General features: G+C 51.9%; 19 protein-coding genes. 5 read left to right on the forward strand and 14 right to left on the reverse strand.

The features are described 5' to 3' along the window. Positions 1–134: 134 nt before the first annotated feature. The 3 genes from V8359_RS07735 to V8359_RS07745 form a co-directional block, all read right to left on the reverse strand. Positions 135–1,487 carry a polysaccharide biosynthesis/export family protein gene (locus V8359_RS07735; protein WP_336428190.1) on the reverse strand — a complete coding sequence of 451 codons (1,353 nt, stop codon included), beginning with the start codon at positions 1,485–1,487 and terminating at the stop codon, positions 135–137. A gap of 259 nt (positions 1,488–1,746) precedes the next feature. After that, positions 1,747–2,457, reverse strand: coding sequence for an HAD family hydrolase (locus tag V8359_RS07740; RefSeq protein ID WP_336428191.1), 711 nt, complete (start codon positions 2,455–2,457; stop codon positions 1,747–1,749). Position 2,458: 1 nt separating this feature from the next. After that, positions 2,459–3,367: a D-amino acid aminotransferase gene (locus V8359_RS07745; RefSeq protein WP_336428192.1), complete on the reverse strand. Its 909-nt coding sequence runs from the start codon at positions 3,365–3,367 to the stop codon at positions 2,459–2,461. A 161-nt stretch (positions 3,368–3,528) separates the two neighbouring features. On the opposite strand from V8359_RS07745, the gene msrA reads away from it, so the two are divergent. Beyond that, positions 3,529–4,197, forward strand: coding sequence for a peptide-methionine (S)-S-oxide reductase MsrA (msrA, locus tag V8359_RS07750; protein WP_336428193.1), 669 nt, complete (start codon positions 3,529–3,531; stop codon positions 4,195–4,197). A gap of 17 nt (positions 4,198–4,214) precedes the next feature. Here msrA and V8359_RS07755 read toward each other — a convergent pair whose 3' ends face one another. Continuing rightward, complete coding sequence (locus V8359_RS07755; RefSeq protein ID WP_336428194.1) at positions 4,215–5,084, reverse strand: ribokinase; 870 nt, start codon at positions 5,082–5,084, stop codon at positions 4,215–4,217. A gap of 37 nt (positions 5,085–5,121) precedes the next feature. After that, a complete protein-coding gene (locus V8359_RS07760; protein ID WP_336428610.1) occupies positions 5,122–7,377 on the reverse strand; it encodes an NADP-dependent malic enzyme in 2,256 nt (751 codons plus the stop codon). A 155-nt stretch (positions 7,378–7,532) separates the two neighbouring features. Between V8359_RS07760 and mutS the strand changes: the two genes are divergently transcribed. Continuing rightward, positions 7,533–10,154: a DNA mismatch repair protein MutS gene (gene mutS, locus V8359_RS07765; protein ID WP_336428195.1), complete on the forward strand. Its 2,622-nt coding sequence runs from the start codon at positions 7,533–7,535 to the stop codon at positions 10,152–10,154. A gap of 82 nt (positions 10,155–10,236) precedes the next feature. On the opposite strand, the gene V8359_RS07770 is transcribed toward mutS, so the two are convergent. Next, positions 10,237–10,797 (reverse strand): nucleotide exchange factor GrpE, encoded by a 561-nt coding sequence (locus tag V8359_RS07770; RefSeq protein WP_336428196.1) that lies wholly within the window; start codon positions 10,795–10,797, stop codon positions 10,237–10,239. Positions 10,798–10,808: 11 nt separating this feature from the next. Continuing rightward, positions 10,809–11,873, reverse strand: coding sequence for a heat-inducible transcriptional repressor HrcA (gene hrcA / locus V8359_RS07775; protein WP_336428197.1), 1,065 nt, complete (start codon positions 11,871–11,873; stop codon positions 10,809–10,811). A gap of 121 nt (positions 11,874–11,994) precedes the next feature. Between hrcA and rph the strand changes: the two genes are divergently transcribed. From rph to hemW, 3 genes are read left to right on the forward strand one after another with little or no spacing between them, the layout of a single operon-like run. Continuing rightward, positions 11,995–12,711 (forward strand): ribonuclease PH, encoded by a 717-nt coding sequence (gene rph, locus V8359_RS07780; protein WP_336428612.1) that lies wholly within the window; start codon positions 11,995–11,997, stop codon positions 12,709–12,711. After that, positions 12,704–13,312 (forward strand): RdgB/HAM1 family non-canonical purine NTP pyrophosphatase, encoded by a 609-nt coding sequence (gene rdgB, locus V8359_RS07785; protein ID WP_336428198.1) that lies wholly within the window; start codon positions 12,704–12,706, stop codon positions 13,310–13,312. The genes rph and rdgB overlap by 8 nt, the downstream gene beginning before the upstream one ends. Beyond that, positions 13,305–14,465, forward strand: a complete 1,161-nt coding sequence (gene hemW, locus V8359_RS07790) for a radical SAM family heme chaperone HemW (protein ID WP_336428199.1) — start codon at positions 13,305–13,307, stop codon at positions 14,463–14,465. Before rdgB ends, hemW begins: the two co-directional genes overlap by 8 nt. Positions 14,466–14,478: 13 nt before the next feature. Here hemW and V8359_RS07795 read toward each other — a convergent pair whose 3' ends face one another. From V8359_RS07795 to hemJ, 7 genes are all read right to left on the reverse strand, one after another. Beyond that, positions 14,479–15,399 (reverse strand): ParB/RepB/Spo0J family partition protein, encoded by a 921-nt coding sequence (locus V8359_RS07795; RefSeq protein ID WP_336428200.1) that lies wholly within the window; start codon positions 15,397–15,399, stop codon positions 14,479–14,481. A gap of 12 nt (positions 15,400–15,411) precedes the next feature. Further along, on the reverse strand, positions 15,412–16,221 hold the full coding sequence (locus V8359_RS07800) for a ParA family protein (protein WP_336428201.1): 810 nt from the start codon (positions 16,219–16,221) through the stop codon (positions 15,412–15,414). Further along, positions 16,214–16,819: a 16S rRNA (guanine(527)-N(7))-methyltransferase RsmG gene (gene rsmG, locus V8359_RS07805; RefSeq protein WP_336428202.1), complete on the reverse strand. Its 606-nt coding sequence runs from the start codon at positions 16,817–16,819 to the stop codon at positions 16,214–16,216. Before rsmG ends, V8359_RS07800 begins: the two co-directional genes overlap by 8 nt. Next, positions 16,819–18,699, reverse strand: coding sequence for a tRNA uridine-5-carboxymethylaminomethyl(34) synthesis enzyme MnmG (mnmG, locus tag V8359_RS07810; protein ID WP_442970340.1), 1,881 nt, complete (start codon positions 18,697–18,699; stop codon positions 16,819–16,821). The genes rsmG and mnmG overlap by 1 nt, the downstream gene beginning before the upstream one ends. Before the next feature lie 3 nt (positions 18,700–18,702). After that, entirely contained in the window at positions 18,703–19,983 is a 1,281-nt protein-coding gene (gene mnmE / locus V8359_RS07815; protein WP_336428204.1) for a tRNA uridine-5-carboxymethylaminomethyl(34) synthesis GTPase MnmE, read from the reverse strand. 28 nt (positions 19,984–20,011) lie between these two features. Then, positions 20,012–21,283 carry a transcription termination factor Rho gene (rho, locus tag V8359_RS07820; RefSeq protein ID WP_336428205.1) on the reverse strand — a complete coding sequence of 424 codons (1,272 nt, stop codon included), beginning with the start codon at positions 21,281–21,283 and terminating at the stop codon, positions 20,012–20,014. Between the two features lie 130 nt (positions 21,284–21,413). After that, positions 21,414–21,881 (reverse strand): protoporphyrinogen oxidase HemJ, encoded by a 468-nt coding sequence (gene hemJ / locus V8359_RS07825; protein ID WP_336428206.1) that lies wholly within the window; start codon positions 21,879–21,881, stop codon positions 21,414–21,416. Between the last annotated feature and the right edge of the window lie 189 nt (positions 21,882–22,070).

The raw sequence follows: 22,070 nt of genomic DNA on the forward strand, positions 1-22,070 counted from the left end.
TACTGTGATCTGCCACGGGTCGTCGCTGAGTTGTTTATCTCTCCGACAGACATGAAAAAAACGGGAAGCCAATTTCTGGCTTCCCGTTCAATGTCTCGCACATCTGCCCTGATCAGATAATCAGGCCAAACTCATTACTGCGCCGCCAGGCTGGCGCTGCTGGTGAGCAGGGATGGGACAAGCTGCTGCACAACACGGTTCCAGCGCGTTATCGGCTGCTCTGCGATAAAGACTACGTCGTTCGGGCGCATCTCCATTTTGGTGGCCAAAAGGAAGTTGCTGGCGTTACTGGCATTCAGGTGCCAAGCCGTGACCAAATCAGGATTGCCCGGCTCTGGCGATCCACGAAGCACATAAACTTGGCTAGGGTTGGCCGTTCTGTTTTCAAAGCCATCGCTATCGTAGAGGGCGTCCGCGAGCGAAGCTTTACGTCCGAAGGGGAGAGCAAAACGAGCATTCTTCAAGACCTCACCAGTCATGTAGACATAATCCCGATCAACCGCATCAAACTCAAGCTGATCGCGAAAGTTTGCGCGCTCCTCCTCGAGCGCAGCCCGCCTCAAAGAAACCTCGGAATTAAGCTCATTAAGCGCCTGAACACGTGCTTGCTGTCGAAATTCTGCCAAGGTTATTTGTTCTTCAAAGTATGCCTTCGCTTTGTCTAGTTCATATTCGGTATCAACATAGACATTGTCACCATCAATCAAGCGTGTTTTCTGAAGCTCGGGTTGCCGCAAATAAGCGTTGAGTGGGATCTGATACAGTGTCCCCTCGCGATAGATACGGATCGACGCATAATCGAGATCTTTCGTGCTTATGCTTCCCGCCGCAGCCAAGGCCTCATCAAGGGTCAATGGTGTTAACGTGACAGGGACGATCTGGGGTGCCGTAACGGCACCACCAATCGTTACCCGCTTGGAATTGAACTCTGCGATTTCCAAGCTGAAGGTTGGGTCGATCTGGTTTTCCACAAGGTTTTGGAATAGCTGCGCTTCAGCCTCCTCAAGGGTCAGACCGGCGACCATAACACGTCCCACCTCTGGAACGGCAATCGCACCATCATCTTGAACTGTATAGCCTTGACGACTGTTCTGCGCCGCTAAAAGGCCACTCAGCTCTTCGACGGTGTTCCCGGGGGTCTTGGTCGCAAGAAGCAGAACATCACCAACACCAATTTCATAGGGCCCAGGCGTGACCGCCGGCGGCACTCTCATCTCAAGCGCGGAGGGACGGTTCTGTCGTTCAAGAGATGGAGGTGGCGTCGCTCCTGCTCCGCGAACACCGCGGCCGCCTCCAGCATTGGCAAAAAAGACCGAAGGAAGTTCTTTGGGATAATAGGCGGAACTGTTGGCGGCTTTGACCGAATCGGCCGTCAACGACAGCACTCGAACTTTGCCGTCACTTGCCGCAACCTTCGGGGAAATATAGGCAACCCCACACCCAGATACCGCAGCCACGCTGATAGCCAGCACCAGTTTCTTCAGCATATTATGTCCCCACTCCGATATGTTCTTTGTTTGCCCGGAAACGCCACCATCTTTCAACCCGCAGTGCCGACGAATCCACAAAATTGGGCACAAAGGTAGCACGATGTTACTTGCATGCCGCAGACTGAAAATTTGAAGAGATCTATCAAATCCTTAGCTGTGGACTTATTCGGGATCAAGGTCTTGGCTACGTTGCTTTTTCTGAATGACGTTCATCTAACTTGTGAATTCCGCGTGTCGTGACTTGGCTGGGCAATCCTCAGATCTTATTGGCCCTCAGCATTTCGTAATAGGGTAAGGCGGCATCCAAAACGCTTTTGAGAGGCCCTACAACTTCCGGCAAGGGGCCCTCCGCTCCGGCAAACTCAGTGCTACGGTGCACAGCTCCATACCAATGTGAAGCCCATATGCCATCTGCGGGATGGCCCCCTACTGGCCAGGACAACATGCTTGGTTCAAATTCAAGTCCAATTGAGGCGCATAGTTTTTGGAGCATCCCCTCCGGGTCGTCTCGAATGTCATGACTGTCTACAACAACCGGGTCATCCCCGAGTTCAGTGGCTATTTCATAGAGCTCGGCCTGTTGGCGAAACCCGATGTCGTCGAGCGTAGGGTTTTCCCGTTTGGCCGAATAGCTCGCAATCACCCGTGCTGGATGACGGATTAGAAAGATGTTTCGCAACTGGCCCAACCAATCGCGCGGTACGCCCTCGATCATATGCTGGCTCATGTGCTTTTGGTATTCCACACGCCCTTCGGGAATTGGTGCTGTCAACCGCGCCGCGACGGCATGAGGATCAAGAGGTTGCGACTCCATGATTTCATGACGCATCGGATGCTCCAATCCGGTCAAGGCAAGGTAGGCGCCATAAAACGGTTCATCGATTACGTCACAATCTTTACGCGCCCCGAATGAATACATCATCGCAGTGCTGAGGTTGCGCGGCCCCGACCACATTGCAATCCGCATTTCAGGCCGCTTCCTTGGCGATCAAGGCTTTGTAAAGTTCTTGGATGCGTTTCGTTACTGGCCCCAGTTCGCCTGTGCCGATCGTGCGTCCATCCACTTCGGCGACCGGTGTCTGCGCCCCAAAAGTTCCGGTAAGAAAAGCCTCTTCTGCACCATAAGTATCGACCAGAGAATAGTTTCGCTCGTAGATTTTAATCCCCTCGGCCCGGCACACATCGATGACCTTCTGCCGAGTGATCCCATTCATGCAGTAATCCCCAGTCGAGGTCCAAACCTCACCTTTGCGCACAATAAAGAAATTACATGCATTAGTCGTGTTCACGAAACCATGCACATCCAGCATGAGCGCTTCGTCCGCCCCCGCCTTCTCGGCGGCTATACAGGCCAGAATGCAGTTAAGCTTGGAGTGAGAATTCAACTTGGGATCCTGCGTCATTGGCAGCCCTCGCATATGCGGGACCGTGGCCAGCCGAATGGGGCGTGCGATCGCTGGCTTGGAATGCTCCATTATGATCGCCAAGGTCGGCCCCTGACGCGAGAGAGAGGGGTGTTGAAACGGTCTCGTCTTCACGCCTCGGGTAACCATTAATCGGGCATGCGCATCAGTGGTCATTTCATTCGCGCGCTGTGTTTCAAGAATCGCTGCAATCAAGTCTGAGCGACTTAGCCCCAAATCCAGATCAATGGCTTTGGCCGCTTCGAATAGTCGATCAATATGTTCGTCAATGAATGCCCAGCGCCCTTCATAAAGACGGAGTCCTTCCCACACCCCGTCACCAAGCATGAAGCCACTGTCATATACACTGACCATTGCTTCGGATTTCGGAACCAGCTTACCATTCAACCAGATAAGTATCTGCTCGTTTCGTCTGTCTTCTTGTGCGGCATGGGTCGTCTGATGGTCTGTCATCGGTAACAATTCGCTTTCCGGTTTGTTTCAGTGAAAGGCTACGTTCCCGGATTCACACTGCCAACCCGTAAAAAGCGGTCACCATCCTGTGACTGAGGGGCTCCTCACCTTTCTGTCTCGGTCAAGCTTTGGCATTTTAATAGAAACAGAGGAGGCACCCAATGCCATCGACAGTTAAAATGTGGAAATCCGCGCTTCTTACCGCCCTGATTATCATCGGAATTGGCGCCCAAAAGCATCCAGCACATGCTCAGGCCCATGAAACGCTGACTGTTGCAGGCGGTTGCTTCTGGTGTGTCGAAGCAGATTTCGAATCCGTCAAAGGCGTGTCGGAAGTTGTTTCCGGCTTCACCGGCGGCAACCTCAAGAACCCGACATATGACCAAGTGACCGGCGGCGACACTGGGCACTATGAGGCCGTCCAGATACACTATGATCCATCACAGGTATCCCGCTCCCAGCTTTTTCATATGTTCTTCCGGTCCATTGATCCCACGGATGCTGGTGGTCAATTCTGTGACCGTGGCTCAAGCTATCGCAGTGCTATTTTCGTTTCAGACCCTGCCGCAAAGGCCGAAGCCCAAAAAGCGAAAGCCAACGCACAGAAGGCTTTGGGTCAGGAGGTTGTTACGCCGATACTTCCAAAACAAACCTTCTATAAGGTCGATGAATATCATCAGGATTACTACAAGAGTAGCGATCGGCTTGCGTTTTCAAGCGTTGGACTCGGAGTCAAGAAATCGGTCGCATACAAGCGCTATCGAAAGGGCTGTGGCCGTGACGCGCGTGTTAAGTCACTTTGGGGCGATGAAGCCCCGTTTGCCAAATAATAAGTGGAAAATGCAGATTACTGCCGCTTCAAATTCAGCATGAAGGTATCGACTTCTTTTGCCGAGGGAATGGCTTCTGCCGATCCGCGCCGTGTTACCTGAAGGGCCGCCGCTGCCATAGCCCGGTTCAACGCAGTTTCGTAATGTTGACCGTTCTCAAGTCCAGCAAGCAGGAAGCCCGCGAAAGTGTCGCCAGCTCCGGTGGTATCCTCTGCGTTGACACCAAACGCCGGAACGTTTGCCGTGTGACCGTTTCGTCTCAATTCAGCGCCATCGATACCCTTGGTCACAATCAAATCAACGGCGGGTGAGCCTTGAAAATATTGTTCGAACTGTAACGCTTCTCCTTCGTTCAGAATAAGGAGCGTAATCAGGTCCAATATCTCTTTAACTGACTCCACTTCGAAGGGAGCGGCAGAGTATGCAACACGCATACCCTTGGAGCGCGCAAGCTTGGCTGCGTCGACCTGATGAGAGGTTTCGTTCTGAAGCAGAAGCCAATCGTTAGCTCCACCTTTTTCAAGGGCCCGCGAAATAGATTTCAAATCCTGATCAAGGTTGGCGCCGGGCAATACCGTAATCTGGTTTTCGCCCGTTTCGTCAACGCAGATGTTGGCATGCCCAGTCGGCTTCCGACTCACGCTTACATGACTGATATCAACACCAAGGTTATGCATTGATGAAATGCACCATTCGCCCTCGGGGCCGATCCGTCCAATATGATAAACGCGCGCACCGGCCCTTGACGCTGCTATCGATTGGTTGGCGCCCTTTCCGCCCAGCCCACGCGAGGCAGTTGTAGCGATGACGGTCTCGCCGGGACCGGGTAAGCGATCGACCCTATAGGTGAAATCCACGTTGATCGACCCGAGGCAATAAAGGGCCATTATCCATCCCTAATCTGATCACGAGCGATGATGAAACTCACCCGACCTTGCAGGCTGCCAGCACCGCCATATTCAGAATGTCATTGGCGGTGGATGTCGACGAACAAATTTGAATCGACCTATCGACACCGGTAAGAATCGGACCGATCACGGTGGCGCCTCCCATTTCCTGCATTAATTTCACAGAAATAGATGCCGAATGCCGAGCAGGCACCACAAGTATATTGGCGGGGCCAGTTAACCTTTGGAAAGGATAGCTTTTTTGCGCCTCGGTATTGAGAGCGACGTCAACAGTCATTTCTCCCTCGAACTCAAAGTCAACGCCGCGTTGCTCAAGGACACGCGGGGCGATGTGCATCTTTTCCGCTCTCTCTGATCTGGGATAGCCGAACGTCGAAAAGCTGACAAAGGCGACACGTGGATCAAGTCCAAGGTGCCGCGCTACGCTTGCAGACCTTTCAGCAATGTTCGCAAGATCAGTTTCATTTGGCCATTCATGCACAAGCGTATCGGCAATCAAGACAATTCGCCCTTTGTGCATCACCGCTGTTACGCCGACTGCACCATGGTCCGCATCCGCATCAAAAACATGGTTGATCAGATCGAGAACATGCGCTGACTTTCGCGTCGCCCCGGTGACCAAACCATCGCCATGTCCATGGGCCAACATGAGTGACGCGAATACATGTCGGTCCCGCGCTGCAAGCCTATGCACATCGTGCCGGTCGTGGCCCCTGCGTTGTAGTCGCCCGTAAAGGAAGGCCTTATAGTCACGAAGATGATCGGTGTTGGCGGCGTTCACGATCTCCAGTTCGCTCACCGCATCACCGAGCCCTGCCGCGTGGAGCTTTTCGGCCACATCCGCTTCACGTCCTACTACCAAGGCCTGCCCAAATCCGGCTCTTTGGTATTGTACCGCTGCGCGCAATACCCGCGGATCGTCCCCTTCGGCAAAAATCATCCTTGCCTGTGCAGCACGCGCTCGAGCATTGATCGAGCGGAGCATGCTCGCTGTCGGATCCATCCGCGTCTTTAGCGTCACCTCATAGGCTTCCATGTCCACAATGGGCCGCCGTGCCGCTCCTGTATCCATGCATGCTTTGGCGACCGCAGGCGGGATGGTATATATCAGCCTCGGGTCGAATGGAGCTGGTATGATGTAATCTCGACCGAATGACAGCTTGCGACCATAGGCCATGCCCACCTCGTCGGGCACGTCCTCCCGCGCCAGCTTGGCCAGGGCCTGTGCGCAAGCGATTTTCATCTCGTCATTGATGGCACGAGCATGCACATCAAGCGCGCCCCGAAAAAGGTAAGGAAAGCCCAAGACGTTGTTGACTTGGTTTGGGTAATCGCTGCGCCCGGTCGCTACGATGGCATCACTGCGCACGGCATGTGCTTCTTCCGGGGTAATCTCGGGATCGGGATTTGCCATTGCAAAGATCACGGGATCCTTGGCCATGCTCTCGACCATTTCTGATGTCACAGCGCCCCGTACGCTGACACCTAAGAAAACGTCGGCCCCCTCCATGGCTTCTTCCAGTGTGCGCAGCTCCGTCTTGACCGCGTGCGCCGATTTCCACTGGTTCATTCCATCGCTGCGGCCTTGATAAATCACGCCTTTGGTATCGCATACGAGACAATTATCATGCTTCGCGCCCATGGATTTCAGCAATTCGATACAGGCGATACCCGCCGCACCTGCACCGTTTAAAACGATTTTGACATCTTCTATCTGCTTTCCACTCAGATGCAGTGCATTGATCAATCCGGCCGCACAGATCACCGCCGTGCCGTGTTGGTCATCGTGGAAGACGGGGATGTCCATCACCTCCTTGAGCCGCTGCTCGATGATGAAACATTCCGGCGCTTTGATATCTTCGAGATTGATCCCACCGAAGGTCGGACCCATGAGGCTTACCGCATTGATAAACGCCTCCGGGTCCTCTGTATCAAGCTCGATATCTATGCTGTTTACGTCTGCGAAACGCTTGAAAAGAACGGCCTTGCCTTCCATCACAGGCTTCGATCCCAGCGCACCTAGATTGCCAAGCCCAAGAACCGCCGTTCCGTTCGAGATTACGGCTACAAGATTACCCTTGTTCGTATAATCGTATGCCGTTTCGGGGTTCTCGGCGATCGCCTCGCAAGGAACCGCAACACCCGGGCTATAAGCAAGGCTCAGATCACGTTGCGTTGTCATCGGCACCGTTGCGGTGATCTCAAACTTGCCGGGCGTGGGTTCGAGATGAAAGGCCAACGCCTCTTCGCGTGTGAATTTGGGTTTGGACATGTCGCTCGCTTGGCTGAAAAGTTCAGTTTTCCAATCCTTATCTCCACCCAGCACTTTCGACAACCAGAACGCCCTTTCACACCTTCCCGACCATCTTTATCTTGGACTTCAAATTGGGGGACCCGGTGACAACAGTAACATCTGCGACAACGCCAATGATGGCACAGTATCTCGAGATCAAGTCGGGGTATCCGGGCGCACTGCTCTTTTATCGGATGGGTGATTTCTATGAGCTTTTCTTCGACGACGCTGCAGCGGCTGCGCAGGCGCTCGACATTGCGCTGACCAAGAGAGGCAAGCATCAGGGTCAGGACATACCCATGTGCGGTGTGCCGGTTCATTCTGCAGAAGGCTACCTTCTAACACTCATCCGGAAGGGATTTCGTGTTGCCGTATGTGAGCAGACAGAAGACCCAAGCGAAGCCAAAAAGCGTGGTTCGAAATCTGTCGTCCGGCGTGAGGTTGTGCGCCTAGTTACGCCGGGAACCTTGACCGAAGATACCCTGCTCGAAGCGCGACGGCATAATTTTCTGGCCAGTTTTGCCAGTGTTAGAGACGTATCTGCTCTCGCTTGGGTGGATATCTCTACCGGCGCTTTCACGGTCATGGCGCTTCCGCAGATTAAACTTGGGCCCGAGCTTGCACGTCTTACACCCGCCGAAGTTATCTTGGCCGAAGGTGCTGATCAGGAAATAGTTCACACTGTAGAAGAGAGTGGCGCATCCCTCACGGAACTAGGCAGGGCCGCTTTCGATAGCACAGCGGGGGAACGGCGCATATGCGAATTGTTTGAAACAGCTTCACTTGACGCCTTCGGTCAATTTACGCGTGCAGAACTGGCGGCTATGGGCGCTTTGGTAGAGTATCTCGAGGTGACGCAAAAGGGCAACCTGCCGCTTTTGCAGGCTCCACGCCAAGTCAACTCTCGCGGCGCGATGCAGATTGACTCCGCCACACGACGAAATCTTGAGCTCACTCGCTCTCTTTCAGGCGGGCGCGCAGGCTCGCTGCTTTCTGTTATCGATAAAACAGTCACTGCCGGTGGAGGCCGACTTCTTGAGCAACGTCTTTCCAGCCCATCCTGTGACCTTGGGACAGTTCAGTCTCGCCTGACATGTGTTGATTTTGCGCTGGAACAGAGTCTGTTTTCCGACAGTCTTCGGGAAACGCTACGCCGCGTGCCAGATATGGATCGTGCGTTATCTCGGTTAGGTCTGGACAGGGGTGGCCCCCGCGATCTTGCCGCCATAAGAAATGGATTGGAACAAGCCAGTGAAATCGCGCGGTTTGAAAGGCCAAGTGCTTGCCCCAAAGAGTTCGAAACGGCGATAGAAAAATTGACAGGGCATGACGATCTTCTGAATCGCCTCGACCAAGCTCTGGTCTCTGAACCACCGCTATTGGCCCGAGATGGTGGCTTCATCGCAGCCGGCTTTGACGCTGAGCTAGACGAAAGTCGAAAACTTCGCGATGAAGGTCGCGGCGTTATCGCCTCAATGCAAAGTGAATATGCCAAACAAACCGGCATCCAGTCTCTTAAGATCAAACATAACAATGTCTTGGGTTACTTCGTAGAGGTAACGGCCACGCATGCCGACAAGATGTTGTCTGCGCCTTTGAATGAGACCTTCAAACATCGTCAGACAACTGCCAATCAAGTCCGCTTTACCACCATACCGTTGAGCGAGATGGAAACCCGCATTTTGAATGCCGGGGGCCGCGCAGTTGAAATAGAAAAACGTCTCTATAACACTCTTAAGTCCGAAATTTTAGGATCATACGCCAGTGTTTGCGAAGCCGCTGCCGCTTTAGCAGAGCTTGATTTTTATACTTCGCTTGCCGCCATCGCCAGAGAGCAGCATTGGAGCATGCCCAAGGTCGACGACAGCCGATCTCTGGTAGTTTCAGGCGGACGCCATCCTGTTGTGGAGCAGGCGCTTAAGGCTAACTCTGGTGATCCGTTCATAGCCAATGATTGCGATCTCGGGTCAAGCGCGAACATCTGGCTTCTCACCGGCCCGAACATGGCAGGCAAATCCACTTTTTTGCGTCAAAATGCTCTCATCGTGATACTTGCACAGATGGGAAGCTTCGTCCCTGCCGAGAGTGCTCATATCGGTATGGTGAGTCAGGTTTTCAGCCGTGTGGGCGCATCTGATGATCTTGCCCGGGGGCGTTCGACTTTTATGGTCGAGATGGTGGAAACCGCCGCTATCCTAAATCAGGCAGATGATCGCGCCTTGGTCATTCTTGACGAAATAGGTCGCGGAACCGCCACCTATGATGGGCTCTCAATCGCATGGGCAACGCTTGAGCACCTGCACGAAGTCAACAAATCCCGAGCGCTATTCGCCACCCATTATCATGAACTCACGCGCCTTTCAGATCGGTTGGCTCGTGTCGAAAACGCGACTATATCCGTCAAGGAATATGATGGAGACGTCATTTTTCTACACGAGGTTAAGCGAGGATCCGCAGATAGATCCTATGGGGTTCAAGTCGCCAAACTCGCAGGACTGCCTGCTTCGGTGGTCGAGCGCGCGCGTGTCGTTCTCGAAGCGCTTGAAAAAGGCGAACGCGAAGACGGCGCCTCCCGTGAGATCATTATCGACGACTTGCCACTATTCTCAGCCGCGCAATCGGATCCCAAGAAAAGCGAAGCCAACGCTCCAGCCAAGGTTGAAGTGCGGCTTGCTGACGTCCATCCCGATGAACTTACCCCTCGCGATGCCTTGGCGCTTGTTTACGAGCTTAAATCGCTCGTCGACAAAGAGTGATCAGGCCAACGATACACGCCATGTAGTCGGCCCGCCGCATGCGTAGGTCGCGTATAAGCTTATTGTATTTTGACCGTTGGCTTTATCCTTTGTTGGAAGAAACACCAACTTGCGCGGGCCGCAGCATGCGGTCATGCAACATGAAGCCCTCGGCCGAAACTTGAATAATCTCACCAGCTTTCGTGCCTGGTACCGGTGCCTCGAACATCGCTTCGTGATGTTGCGGATCAAATTTGTCACCAACCTCCGGCGAAACCATTGTGATGCCGTGCTTTTTGAACACGCTTAAAAGCTCTCTCATCGTCAGTTCAACACCTTCGATCAAAGCCTTGGAGACATCTTTTTGCTCGTCGGTCGCTGCTTCCACGGCGCGTTTAAGGTTGTCATATACCGGCAGCATATCCCGCGCCAAACGCGATCCACCATATTGTTCAGCGTCACGGCGCGCCTTATCTCCACGTTTTCGTGCGTTTTCCGCGTCTGCCAATGCACGCATGAACTTGTCTTTGAGAGCATCCCGCTCTGCTTTCAATGCATCAATTTCGACTTCTTCATCCGACACTTCCAATGTCTCTGACTCAAGCTCTTCTGCAAGCGCTTGGTCAATATCATCAAGGAATTCATCGTTTCGGGACTCTGCCATTTCTTACCTCTTCAACCGCGGTCGGAAATCAGTTTGCCAACCAGCTGTGCTGTATAATCCACGATCGGCACGATGCGCCCATAGTTGAGTCGCGTTGGTCCGATAACCCCCACCGCGCCGACGATCTTACGATCAGCGTTCATATAAGGAGACACCACCAAAGAGGAACCCGAAAGTGAGAAAAGTTTGTTCTCCGAACCTATAAAAATGCGAACACCTTCGCCTTCGTCCGCCAGTTCCAAGAACTCAGCAATGTCTCGCTTGCGTTCAAGGTCATCAAAAAGCTCACGAATACGTTCCAGATCACCTTCGTCACCGTCTTCGCCCAAAAGATTGGCCCTGCCACGTACGATAAGTCGCTCAGGCGAATCACCTTCCCGATCCCAAACGGCAAGCCCGCTATCCACAAGCTCCCTAGCAAGAACATCAATCTCTTGCCGGCGCACCGAGATATCGGTGTTGAATCGCGATCTGAGATCACTCAGTGTCGTTCCCTCAATCAACGCATTCAGAAAGTTTGCCGCCTCTCGCATCGAACTCGGTGTTTGACCGGGAGGTGGGGTAAAAATCCGATTTTCAACGTTTCCGTCTGCGAAGACCAAGACCACCAAAGCCCGATCATGAGCCAAGCTCACAAATTCAATGTGTTTTATGGGTGCCTCGTGTTTCGGAGCAAGCACCAACGACGCTCCTTTGGTCACACCAGATAAAGCCGAGCCTACCCGATCAAGGACATCGGTGACATCCTGTGAATTGCCCGAAACCGTGGCGTCAATCTTCTCCCGGTCATCCGAGCCCAGGTTACCAACCTCAAGGAGCCCGTCCACGAAAATTCTCAACCCATCCTGTGTGGGAAGGCGCCCGGCGCTCACGTGAGGAGAACTCAGAAGACCGAGATACTCAAGATCCTGCATTACGTTGCGTATCGTAGCCGCGCTTACCTTTTCTGACATTTCTCGTGTCAGCGTACGGGAGCCAACCGGCTCTCCGGTTAGAAGATAAGAATCAACAACGCGGCGAAATACCTCTCGCGAGCGATCATTGAGTTCTTCAAGAAGTTTACCTGTGTTTGTCATTAAGGTTTCAACTCTGATCAGCGTCCGACCATTAAAGGTCGTTGATTCTTCGGGTCAATCCTACTTTCATTCCATCAAGGACAAAGGTATTTGCGGGTTGAGCAATTACAAGGATGATCAGATGCGCCCTTCCGGCAGAGACCTCGACCAGATGCGCCCCGTTACCATAGAAACAGGCGTAACCAAACACGCCGAAGGGTCATGTATGATCCGCATTGGCGATACCCACGTCCTTTGCACCGCAACAATCGAGGAACGGGTGCCCCCATTCGTCAAGGGCACGGGTCTTGGCTGGGTGACTGCTGAATATGGCATGTTGCCGCGTTCCACCACGAGTCGGATGCGGCGTGAGGCGACCGCTGGCAAACAGGGCGGTCGCACGGTGGAAATTCAGCGGTTGATCGGTCGGTCACTGCGCGCCGGTATCGATCGTGTCGCACTTGGTGAACGTCAGATCACCGTGGACTGCGACGTTATCCAAGCGGATGGCGGCACTAGATGTGCTTCAATAACCGGCGGCTGGGTCGCTCTAAAACTAGCAGTAAACAAGCTAATGAAAGCGGGTGAGGTTGTGTCTGACCCCCTCACCGATCCTGTCGCGGCAGTGTCCTGTGGCATCTATGCCGGGCAAGTTCTCCTTGACCTTGATTACCCGGAAGACAGCGAAGCCGGTGTTGACGGCAATTTCATAATGACCGCTTCGGGCAAGATGATCGAGGCACAGTTGTCGGCAGAGGGTTCGACCTTCAGCCGCGACCAGATGAATGGCTTGCTCGACTTGGCTGAAAAGGGAGTGCGCGAATTAGCTGATATACAATTGGCTGCTGTAAATGCGTAAATTTGCTGAAGATCGTCTTTTGGTTGCAACCCACAATCAAGGAAAGCTTGAAGAGATTGAGCATCTGCTGAAACCATATTCGGTTTCCGTGTGCGGAGCGGCCGAGTTAAATTTGCAGGAACCCGACGAAACAGAAACTACTTTTCTTGGAAATGCTCGCATCAAGGCGCACTCCGCGTCGAAGGCTACCGGCCTTCCCGCGCTTGCCGATGATTCCGGACTTTCCGTTGCCGCGCTAAACGGTGCCCCAGGGGTTTATACTGCCGATTGGGCAGAAACCGAGACTGGTAGGGACTTCGACATGGCAATGAACAAAGTTCATGTGCTCCTCAAGGAGAGCGGCAATTTGGAGCCGTGGCTAGCGAAATTTTGCTGTACGTTGGTTCTGGCTTGGCCAGACGGACACGACGAGGTGTTCGAAGGCGAAGTGCAAGGCCGGATAGTCTGGCCTCAGCGTGGTAAAAATGGCCACGGATATGACCCCATTTTTCTTCCCGACGGCTATAATGTGACCTTCGGCGAGATGGACAGGTGGGAAAAGAACAAGATCAGCCACCGTGCCGATGCCTTTGACAAGCTTGTGACGGGCTGCTTTGACTGAGGACTGGCAAAATGGCGGCTTCGGCATTTATGTGCATTGGCCCTTCTGCCAATCAAAGTGCCCATATTGCGATTTCAATAGCCACGTTTCTGATAACGTCGATCAGGAGGCATGGCTCAGCGCCTATCTAAAAGAACTTGACCGGTATTCTCGTCTTCTTCCCAACCGGGTCGTGAACTCGGTTTTTTTTGGCGGGGGAACACCGAGCCTGATGCAGGAGCATGTCGTTTCCGGCGTGATTGACGCTATTGCAAAGAACTGGACCACCGCGAATGATTTGGAAATCACGCTTGAGGCCAATCCCGGGTCCGTAGAAGCTTCGCGTTTCCAAGGTTATCAAACTGCCGGCGTCAATCGCGTATCTTTGGGTGTGCAGGCGCTCAACAATCACGATCTTAAACGATTAGGTCGCCTTCACACGGTTGAAGAAGCACAGTCAGCCTTAGACATCGCGCAAAACTGCTTTGATCGCGTGAGTTTCGATTTGATTTATGCTCGCCAGGACCAGACTATCACAAATTGGGAAGCGGAATTGAGCCAAGCACTCACTATGGCCGCTGACCACCTGTCATTGTATCAGCTTACTATAGAAGACGGCACAGCCTTCGGTGACCGCTTTGAACGCGGGCTTCTGAAGGGGCTGCCAGAAGATGATATCTCAGCAGATATGTTTCAGATAACCCAAGACATTTGCGCGTCTGCTGGCATGGCAGCATATGAGATATCGAATCATGCTTTGGCCGGAAGTGAATCCCGTCACAACCTTATCTATTGGAATTACGGGGATTATATCGGCATCGGCCCCGGTGCCCATGGGCGGGTGACAGTGGGTGGCCAAAAATACGCAACAGAATGCCACAAGAATCCAAAGGCATGGTTAGACGCTGTTTCCAGTAGTGACGGAGAAAGCATCTTTTCTTCCGTTTCAGCAGCAGATCAAGCGACTGAGTATCTATTGATGGGAATGCGGCTGACTTCAGGCATTGATAGGCAGAGGTTTCAACGGCTTGCAGGTCACAAGATTCCTGATGTCACCTTGGGTCAGCTCTCAGAATTGGGTGTTATCGAATTTACCGAAAGCACAATCCGGGCAACGGAACGCGGTAGGCCAATATTAAACGCCATCTTGGCCGAAATCGCCAGTTCAGACTAACTGGCTCCGCGTTCTATTCCTCACTAGATTTAAGGCCCATACTCAACATTGAACATAGCGCATCAAGCTGGTTCAGTGACTGGTAAGACAAGGTGATCCGGCCAGTCCCACTTGGTGAATGGTCAATCGCAACCTGCATCCCCAAATTGGCAGAAAGATCCTTTTCCAATGCCCGCGTGTCCGCATCTTTTGGCACCGAATTCTTTTTTGATTTACTGCGGCCGTCTTCGGTAAATACATTATCGCGTGCAGATTTAACGAGCTGCTCGGTCTGGCGAACAGACATACCCTTACTGATAACTGTCTTGGCCAGTGCATCGGGATCATCTGCGGTGATCAACGCTCTCGCATGGCCCGAAGACAAACGCCCATCCGCCAGATATTCTTGGAGCTGTGGTGAAAGCTGCAACAACCGCATCGTATTTGCAATGTGACTTCGGCTTTTGCCAAGAGCTTTCGAAAGCTGTTCTTGCGTATGTCCAAACTTTTCCATCAGCTGGACATAACCTGCAGCCTCTTCAACCGGGTTCAGGTCAGCACGCTGAATATTCTCTATAATGGCGATCTCGAGTACTTCTGTATCACTAAATTCTTTAATGATAGCAGGTACTTGATGGACATTCGCTCGCTGAGCTGCGCGCCAACGGCGTTCACCAGCAACAATCTCGAAGCATCCTTGCTTTTTGGGATGCGTCCTAACGATCAAAGGCTGAATGATACCCTTTTCCTTGATCGAGTTAGCAAGGTCGTCAAGCTTTTCTTCGTCAAAGCTGCGTCGAGGCTGATCAGGGTTCGGAAACACTAAATCAATTGCAATGGTTTGTGCCGAACGTCCGGAATCTTGGCCTGCACTCGGCGCACTCTCGTTAACGTCAGACATCAACGCCGAAAGACCTCTGCCCAGCCCACGCTGCTTTGGATTTTTATCGCTCATAGTCAGACCTTTCTAAGCGGCAAGCTGTGGCGCGTTGCGCATGACTTCTTTGGCAAGCTCCACATATGCCCGCGCCCCAGACGACGTCGGATCATAAGACAGCACCGGGACTGAATAAGAGGGCGCTTCGCTCAGACGGACATTCCTTGGAATTCGCGTCTTATAAACCAGATCACCTAAGTTCTCTCGCGCATCGTCCTCGACCTGACGAGAAAGATTGTTGCGAGCATCATACATGGTCAACACGATCCCCTCGATTCTCAAGGCTGAATTTGCTGACTCTCTCACGTCTCGAACTGTCAGCATCAATTGTGAAAGGCCTTCGAGCGCAAAGAACTCACTCTGGAGCGGAACGAGAACTGAATCAGCCGCCACAAGTGCGTTAACGGTCAACAAATTCAAAGATGGCGGGCAATCAATGATAATGAAATCGAACTCAAATTTGTCCATAGCCGGCTGTCTCAGAGCATCACGTAGCAGAAAGCTTCGTTTCTCGCTCGAATAAAGCTCAATATCCGCAGAGCTAAGATCCGTAGTTGCCGGAATGACATAAAGCCCTGGCGTCTTGGTTTCACCGATAGCGGACTGCAAATCTATATCTTCGAGCAGTAGATCGTAGGTTGTTGTCTGCCGATCTTCCTTCCCTACACCAAGACCCGTAGAAGCATTGCCCTGTGGATCAATATCTACCACTAAGACTCTTTGCCCAATCGCAGTCATTGCCGCGCTTAGGTTGATCGCTGTTGTGGTCTTGCCAACCCCACCTTTCTGATTGGCGATCGCAATGATTCTTGGTCCATGAGGACGACTTGGATCAGACACGAGAGATTTCCTTTACTCGTAAAATCCGTGCTTGAGTGCTTGTTGAACTATTAAACGCATCGCATTTGAATTTCCACCGGCTTTGAGCGTCGCGAAGCTCTTCTTGCCATTGCTCGCCTTTTAAAAAGATGGCTGTACCCTCTGGAGCAAGATGGCGTTCAACATACTCCAGAAGTCTATTCAGTGGGGCGAGTGCGCGCGCTGATATTACCTCTGCATGCAACGGTGGAATATCTTCAATACGTTCATTGATAATCTCTACCGAAAGACCTGTTTCACGTGAAACACTTCTTAGAAATGCACACTTACGGCGATCGCTTTCGATCAGCTTAAAGCACGCTTTTGGTCGAAGTTCGGCACACAGAATTGCAACAATAATGCCGGGAAATCCACCACCTGAGCCCAAGTCAACCCAATCTTCGAAATGAGGCGGAGCTATATCAAGCACCTGAGAAGAGTCTTTAAAATGACGGGTTTCCAAATTTAGCAAAGAGCTTGGCGACACGAGGTTTATCTTGCTATTCCACTTCGTAAGCAAATCTCTGAATATCTTTAGTCGCTCGCTTGTTTCACGTGAAACATTATCGCCTACACCCATTAAGACACCGCTCTTTGTCGTTCTGCCTGCTTTAACTTCGCAAGTATTAGCGTCAAAGCAGCCGGTGTCATGCCGTCTACACGACTTGCTTGCCCCATGTTTTCTGGGCGGATGTGATCAAGCTTAGTCTTTAGCTCGCTGGAAAGCCCCATAATATCGGAAAACGAAAAGTCAGACGGTATCTGTCTTTTTTCATCTTTCTTAAGGCTTTCAACATCTTTCTTCTGGCGATCGATATAGCCAGCATACAAAGCATCCCGCTCGAGCTGCTTACGCGAAACAGAATCAATCGTGGCAAAGGTCTTGTCCAATGACGCGAGCGCTTCAAAATCAAACTGCGGCAAGCCAAGTAGCTCATACGCGTTGCGCTTCTTTCCATCCTGATTGACAGAAAATCCTGCTTCAACAAGCTTGGTTGGAGTAAACACCTGAGATTCAAGCAGAGAACGCGCTGAGTCCAGCCGATCTAATTTCCCATTAAAAGCCGCTTTTCGGCCCTCTGAAACACAGCCTAGGGCGATACCCAAAGGCGTTAATCTTTGATCAGCATTATCCGCTCTCAGTGAAAGCCTGAACTCGGCCCTGGACGTGAACATTCGATAAGGTTCGCTCACACCTCGGGTGATCAGGTCATCCACCATCACCCCGATATAGCTGTCGCTCCTACTGAATGATACGGGTGGTTTATCTAACGACATCGCCGCCGCATTCAAACCTGCTACAAGGCCCTGAGCGGCGGCCTCCTCGTAACCCGTCGTTCCATTGATCTGACCTGCAAAAAACAATCCAGGAACTTCTTTCAAGGCAAGATTTGAATTCAGCGCCCTTGGATCAACATAGTCATATTCTATGGCATATCCGGGCTGAACTATCTCTACATTTTCCAGTCCCGATATCGATCGAACGTAAAGCTCCTGAATCTCAAGAGGTAAAGACGTTGAAATCCCATTTGGATAGATCAGGTCATCAGATAGGCTTTCGGGCTCCAGAAACACCTGATGGGAGTTTTTGTCTGAAAACCGCACCACCTTGTCTTCGATGGACGGACAATACCGAGGGCCTACACCATCAATCCGCCCACTATACATAGCTGAGCGGTCTAGATTTTCATTTATGATTTCATGCGTGCGCTCGTTAGTATGGGTAATGCCACAACTTATTTGGCATGTCGTTGGCTTGCCCGAAAGGAACGAAAACAGAGTTGGATCGTCATCGCCGGGCTGCATTTCCAAGCCAGCCCAATTGATGGTTTTTCCATTCAAGCGCGGGGGTGTCCCAGTTTTTAACCTACCAAGCGGCAGACCGAAATCGTCGATTCTTTCTGCAAGCTTGACTGAAGGCTTATCGCCCATACGCCCGCCGGGCCGCGAAACGTCGCCAATATGGATAATGCCGCGCAAAAACGTGCCTGTGGTCAAAACCACCGCTCTGGCATAAATCTCGGATCCATCAGCAAGGACGACCCCCGAGACCGCGTTGCCGGTCATCAAAAAGTCGGCAACCTCGCCTTCGACAATATCCAAACCTTCCTGTGATGCCATTTCGTATTGCATAGCAGAGCGATAAATACGCCTGTCCGCTTGCGCTCTGGGCCCTTGAACTGCTGGGCCCTTACGTCTGTTCAGAAGACGAAATTGAATACCGGACTTATCCGCAACCCGGCCCATAACGCCATCCAATGCGTCAATTTCCCGAACAAGATGTCCCTTACCCAATCCGCCGATCGCCGGGTTACAGGACATAACACCGATTGAATCTAAAGTAAGAGTTACGAGTAAAGTGCGCGCCCCAAATCGAGCAGAAGCGTGCGCGGCGTCCGCGCCCGCATGTCCGCCCCCTACGACGATTACATTATATGGGTTGTGTTTCACGTGAAACACTCCTTATTTACCCAAGCAAAAGCTCGAGAAAATTTCATCCAGAAGATTTTCTACCTCGACACGGCCGACCAAAGAGTCAAGCGCGTGAGCTGCAATTCTTATTTCCTCTACGATAATCTCGTATGGATAATCGCCCTGCAATAGTTTTGCGCGCGCATGTCCGAGCGCTTCCCTCCCATGCTCCATCGCTCTCTTATGCCGTAAATGCGTAGCAACGCCAGCATTGGCCGATCTCTGTGAAAGCGTTGTTCCGATACGTTCGACAAGCTCTGCTATACCTTGTCCGGTCAAACCCGAAATACCATCTTCGTACTCCGACAAATCTGACTTAGCCCTTAGTAATATGTCGCCTTCATCAAGGAAATCGGGTCCAACACCTTCATTCTCGGTAAGATACACCCGAAGATCAGCGTCCTTTGCCCTAGCGACAGCTCGCTGAATACCCATCGTTTCAATGACGTCATCGGTTTCTCTCAATCCGGCTGTATCTAGAAATGTCACCGGAAGCCCAAACAGGTCCATTCGCACTTCAATCACATCTCTTGTTGTGCCAGCAACCTGTGACGTGATTGCTGCCTCACGTCCTGCAAGTTTATTGAGAAGCGTTGATTTCCCTACATTCGGCGCACCTATAATGGCGACTTCAAACCCTATGCGTATGCGTTCCGCAGCCCCGAACCCTGCAATTTCCTGAGATAAACCCTGAGCAACTTGCTCTAATAAAGAGGCCACCTCATCAGTAACATCTTCTGGAACATCTTCATCAGCGAAATCAATGGTCACTTCCAAGAGCGCCATCGCCCGGATCAGACCTGCGCGCCAGCTCCCACACTTCAGACCGAGCTCGCCAGAGAATGTTTTCAAAGCTTGTAGCCGCTGATATTCTGTCTCAGCCTCGAGTAGATCCGCCAACCCCTCTACCTGTGTCAGATCAAGACGCTCGTTTTCCAAAGCGCGCCGTGTAAACTCTCCGTTTTCCGCGGGTCTACACCCTTCGAACCGTCCAAGGCATTCGCAGATAGCAGATACGGTTGCGACACTGCCGTGAACGTGGAATTCAACCACTTTTTCCCCGGTAAAACTGTGACCCTCTTCAAACGTCAAAACCAACGCTTGATCAAGGAGGCTGTCGTTATTTCTAAGCTCTCTCAGGGAAACCTGTCGTGCTGGCGGAACCGCACCTGCAAGCGCATGGCAGACATAAAACGCCTGCGGTCCGGATATGCGAATGACCGCGACCCCCGCTTTCCCCGGAGCGGATGAAAGCGCGAAAATTGTATCCATGGCAGAAACCTCGTTGCCGAGGACAACATCAAGTGTTCATTGAGTCGAAAAACTCGGAGTTGGTCTTGGTTTGCTTCAGCTTTGAAATCAAGAACTCAATCGCATCTGTTGTTCCCATCGGATTCAAAATGCGGCGGAGGACGAAAGTCTTTTGAAGGTCGACCTTGTCCACGAGAAGCTCTTCCTTCCGTGTCCCCGACTTGAGGATATCGATGGCAGGGAACACGCGTTTATCTGCAATCTTTCTGTCGAGAACGATTTCCGAGTTGCCGGTCCCTTTGAACTCTTCGAAGATCACCTCGTCCATACGGCTGCCTGTGTCGATCAGGGCTGTCGATATGATAGTAAGTGATCCGCCCTCTTCGATATTCCGAGCGGCGCCAAAGAAACGCTTGGGCCGCTGAAGCGCGTTCGCATCCACACCACCGGTCAAAACCTTGCCCGAAGATGGTACAACTGTGTTGAAAGCCCTACCAAGTCTTGTGATCGAATCCAGAAGAATAACAACATCTCGCTTATGCTCAACCAAGCGCTTAGCTTTGTCGATCACCATTTCTGAAACTGCGACGTGCCGCGCGGCAGGTTCGTCAAAGGTGGAACTGATAACTTCGCCCTTCACGCTCCGCTGCATATCGGTCACTTCTTCGGGCCGCTCATCTATCAGAAGAACGATCAGATAACATTCCGGATGGTTCTTCTCGATGCTCGCCGCGATATTCTGAAGAAGAACGGTTTTACCCGTTCGCGGTGGCGCCACGATCAAGGACCGTTGGCCCTTACCAATTGGAGCGACAAGGTCGATGATCCGTGCGGAACGATCCTTGATCGTCGGATCCTCGATTTCCATCGTCAGTCGCTCATCAGGATAGAGCGGGGTCAAGTTATCAAAAGCGATCTTGTGTCGTGCCTTGGCCGGATCCTCAAAGTTGATCTGCGACACAGACGTCAGAGCAAAGTAGCGCTCATTGTCTTCTGGCTGCTTGATCTCTCCTTCAACGGTATCACCGGTGCGAAGTGAATGCTGCCGAATGGTATCCGGAGACACATAGATATCGTCCGGACCAGGAAGATAGTTCGCCTCAGGTGATCGGAGAAACCCAAACCCATCTTGCAAGACCTCAAGAACACCATCACCGAAAACCGTCCAGCCTTCTTCAGCCCGCTCTTTCAGGATCGAGAACATCATCTCGCCCTTGCGCATTGTCGAGGCGTTCTCGATTTCGAGCTCCTCAGCCATCGAGAGCAGATCCTTGGCAGTCTGCGCTTTCAAGTCAGACAGGTTGAGGCGATCTTGGGACATGGGATAGTTCCTTGGTTGCGTGACAGATCACGGCAAGCGAAGTATTTGCGGAAGAGTTTTTGCCCCGGACGGGGACTTGCGGCTGTCCCTACGCTTCCTTCATCGCCGAGTCAATCTCCCGCGACCAGGATCAGAACCGGACCACGACCGAGAACACAATTAGGACGAGAAGCACCGTCGGCACTTCGTTCATCAAACGATATTTGCGACCGGCAATGCTATTCTGTCCAATCGCAAAATCCTTTCTCCGTCGCGCCAACCAGATATGGAAGCACGTAAGTCCGACAATGCCGATAAGCTTCGTGTAGGGCCACACAGCCGACCAATCCACGATTCCCGGAGTAGCCACTAGAAAAAGCCCAAAAAACCAAGTTGCGATCATAGCCGGGTTCATAATTACCCGGAGTAATTTGAGTTCCATCGTCTGAAGAAGAGTGTCCCGTTCATCTCTGAAACTCGAAGATTCGGCGTGATATACAAAAAGCCTGGGCAGATAAAACAAACCAGCCATCCATGCGACGACCGAGATAATGTGCAGCGATTTCGCATAAGGGTAAGCACCAGAAAGAAAGTTCTGAAAACCATCGAAGTAGCTCATTGATCGTCCTTCCGGATCGGGGCCTTTCTAACTTAAATATAATTAAGAGAAAGAAAAAAGATGATGTTTTTGTAGGGTGATAGATTTTGGTGGATTGATTTTTTATCCAGAGACTTATCCCATAGCTTCAAATCGCGGTATTCTATTTTTAGCGTGTTTAAGGCCATAAAAAACATTTATTTACAACGT

The organism is Roseovarius sp. E0-M6 (genome assembly GCF_037083845.1).
GTDB lineage: Bacteria > Pseudomonadota > Alphaproteobacteria > Rhodobacterales > Rhodobacteraceae > Roseovarius.

Excerpts from the sequence above, each read along its gene's own strand:
- V8359_RS07760 (WP_336428610.1), bottom strand. The coding sequence starts at position 7,377 with ATGTCCAAACCCAAATTCACACGCGAAGAGGCGTTGGCCTTTCATCTC.
- V8359_RS07740 (WP_336428191.1), bottom strand. The coding sequence starts at position 2,457 with ATGCGGATTGCAATGTGGTCGGGGCCGCGCAACCTCAGCACTGCGATG.
- V8359_RS07755 (WP_336428194.1), bottom strand. The coding sequence starts at position 5,084 with ATGGCCCTTTATTGCCTCGGGTCGATCAACGTGGATTTCACCTATAGG.
- hrcA (WP_336428197.1), bottom strand. The coding sequence starts at position 11,873 with ATGACAAACACAGGTAAACTTCTTGAAGAACTCAATGATCGCTCGCGA.
- mnmE (WP_336428204.1), bottom strand. The coding sequence starts at position 19,983 with ATGGATACAATTTTCGCGCTTTCATCCGCTCCGGGGAAAGCGGGGGTC.
- V8359_RS07745 (WP_336428192.1), bottom strand. The coding sequence starts at position 3,367 with ATGACAGACCATCAGACGACCCATGCCGCACAAGAAGACAGACGAAAC.
- msrA (WP_336428193.1), top strand. The coding sequence starts at position 3,529 with ATGCCATCGACAGTTAAAATGTGGAAATCCGCGCTTCTTACCGCCCTG.
- mutS (WP_336428195.1), top strand. The coding sequence starts at position 7,533 with ATGATGGCACAGTATCTCGAGATCAAGTCGGGGTATCCGGGCGCACTG.
- V8359_RS07735 (WP_336428190.1), bottom strand. The coding sequence starts at position 1,487 with ATGCTGAAGAAACTGGTGCTGGCTATCAGCGTGGCTGCGGTATCTGGG.
- rdgB (WP_336428198.1), top strand. The coding sequence starts at position 12,704 with ATGCGTAAATTTGCTGAAGATCGTCTTTTGGTTGCAACCCACAATCAA.
- rph (WP_336428612.1), top strand. The coding sequence starts at position 11,995 with ATGCGCCCTTCCGGCAGAGACCTCGACCAGATGCGCCCCGTTACCATA.
- hemJ (WP_336428206.1), bottom strand. The coding sequence starts at position 21,881 with ATGAGCTACTTCGATGGTTTTCAGAACTTTCTTTCTGGTGCTTACCCT.
- rsmG (WP_336428202.1), bottom strand. The coding sequence starts at position 16,819 with ATGGGTGTAGGCGATAATGTTTCACGTGAAACAAGCGAGCGACTAAAG.
- rho (WP_336428205.1), bottom strand. The coding sequence starts at position 21,283 with ATGTCCCAAGATCGCCTCAACCTGTCTGACTTGAAAGCGCAGACTGCC.
- V8359_RS07795 (WP_336428200.1), bottom strand. The coding sequence starts at position 15,399 with ATGAGCGATAAAAATCCAAAGCAGCGTGGGCTGGGCAGAGGTCTTTCG.
- V8359_RS07770 (WP_336428196.1), bottom strand. The coding sequence starts at position 10,797 with ATGGCAGAGTCCCGAAACGATGAATTCCTTGATGATATTGACCAAGCG.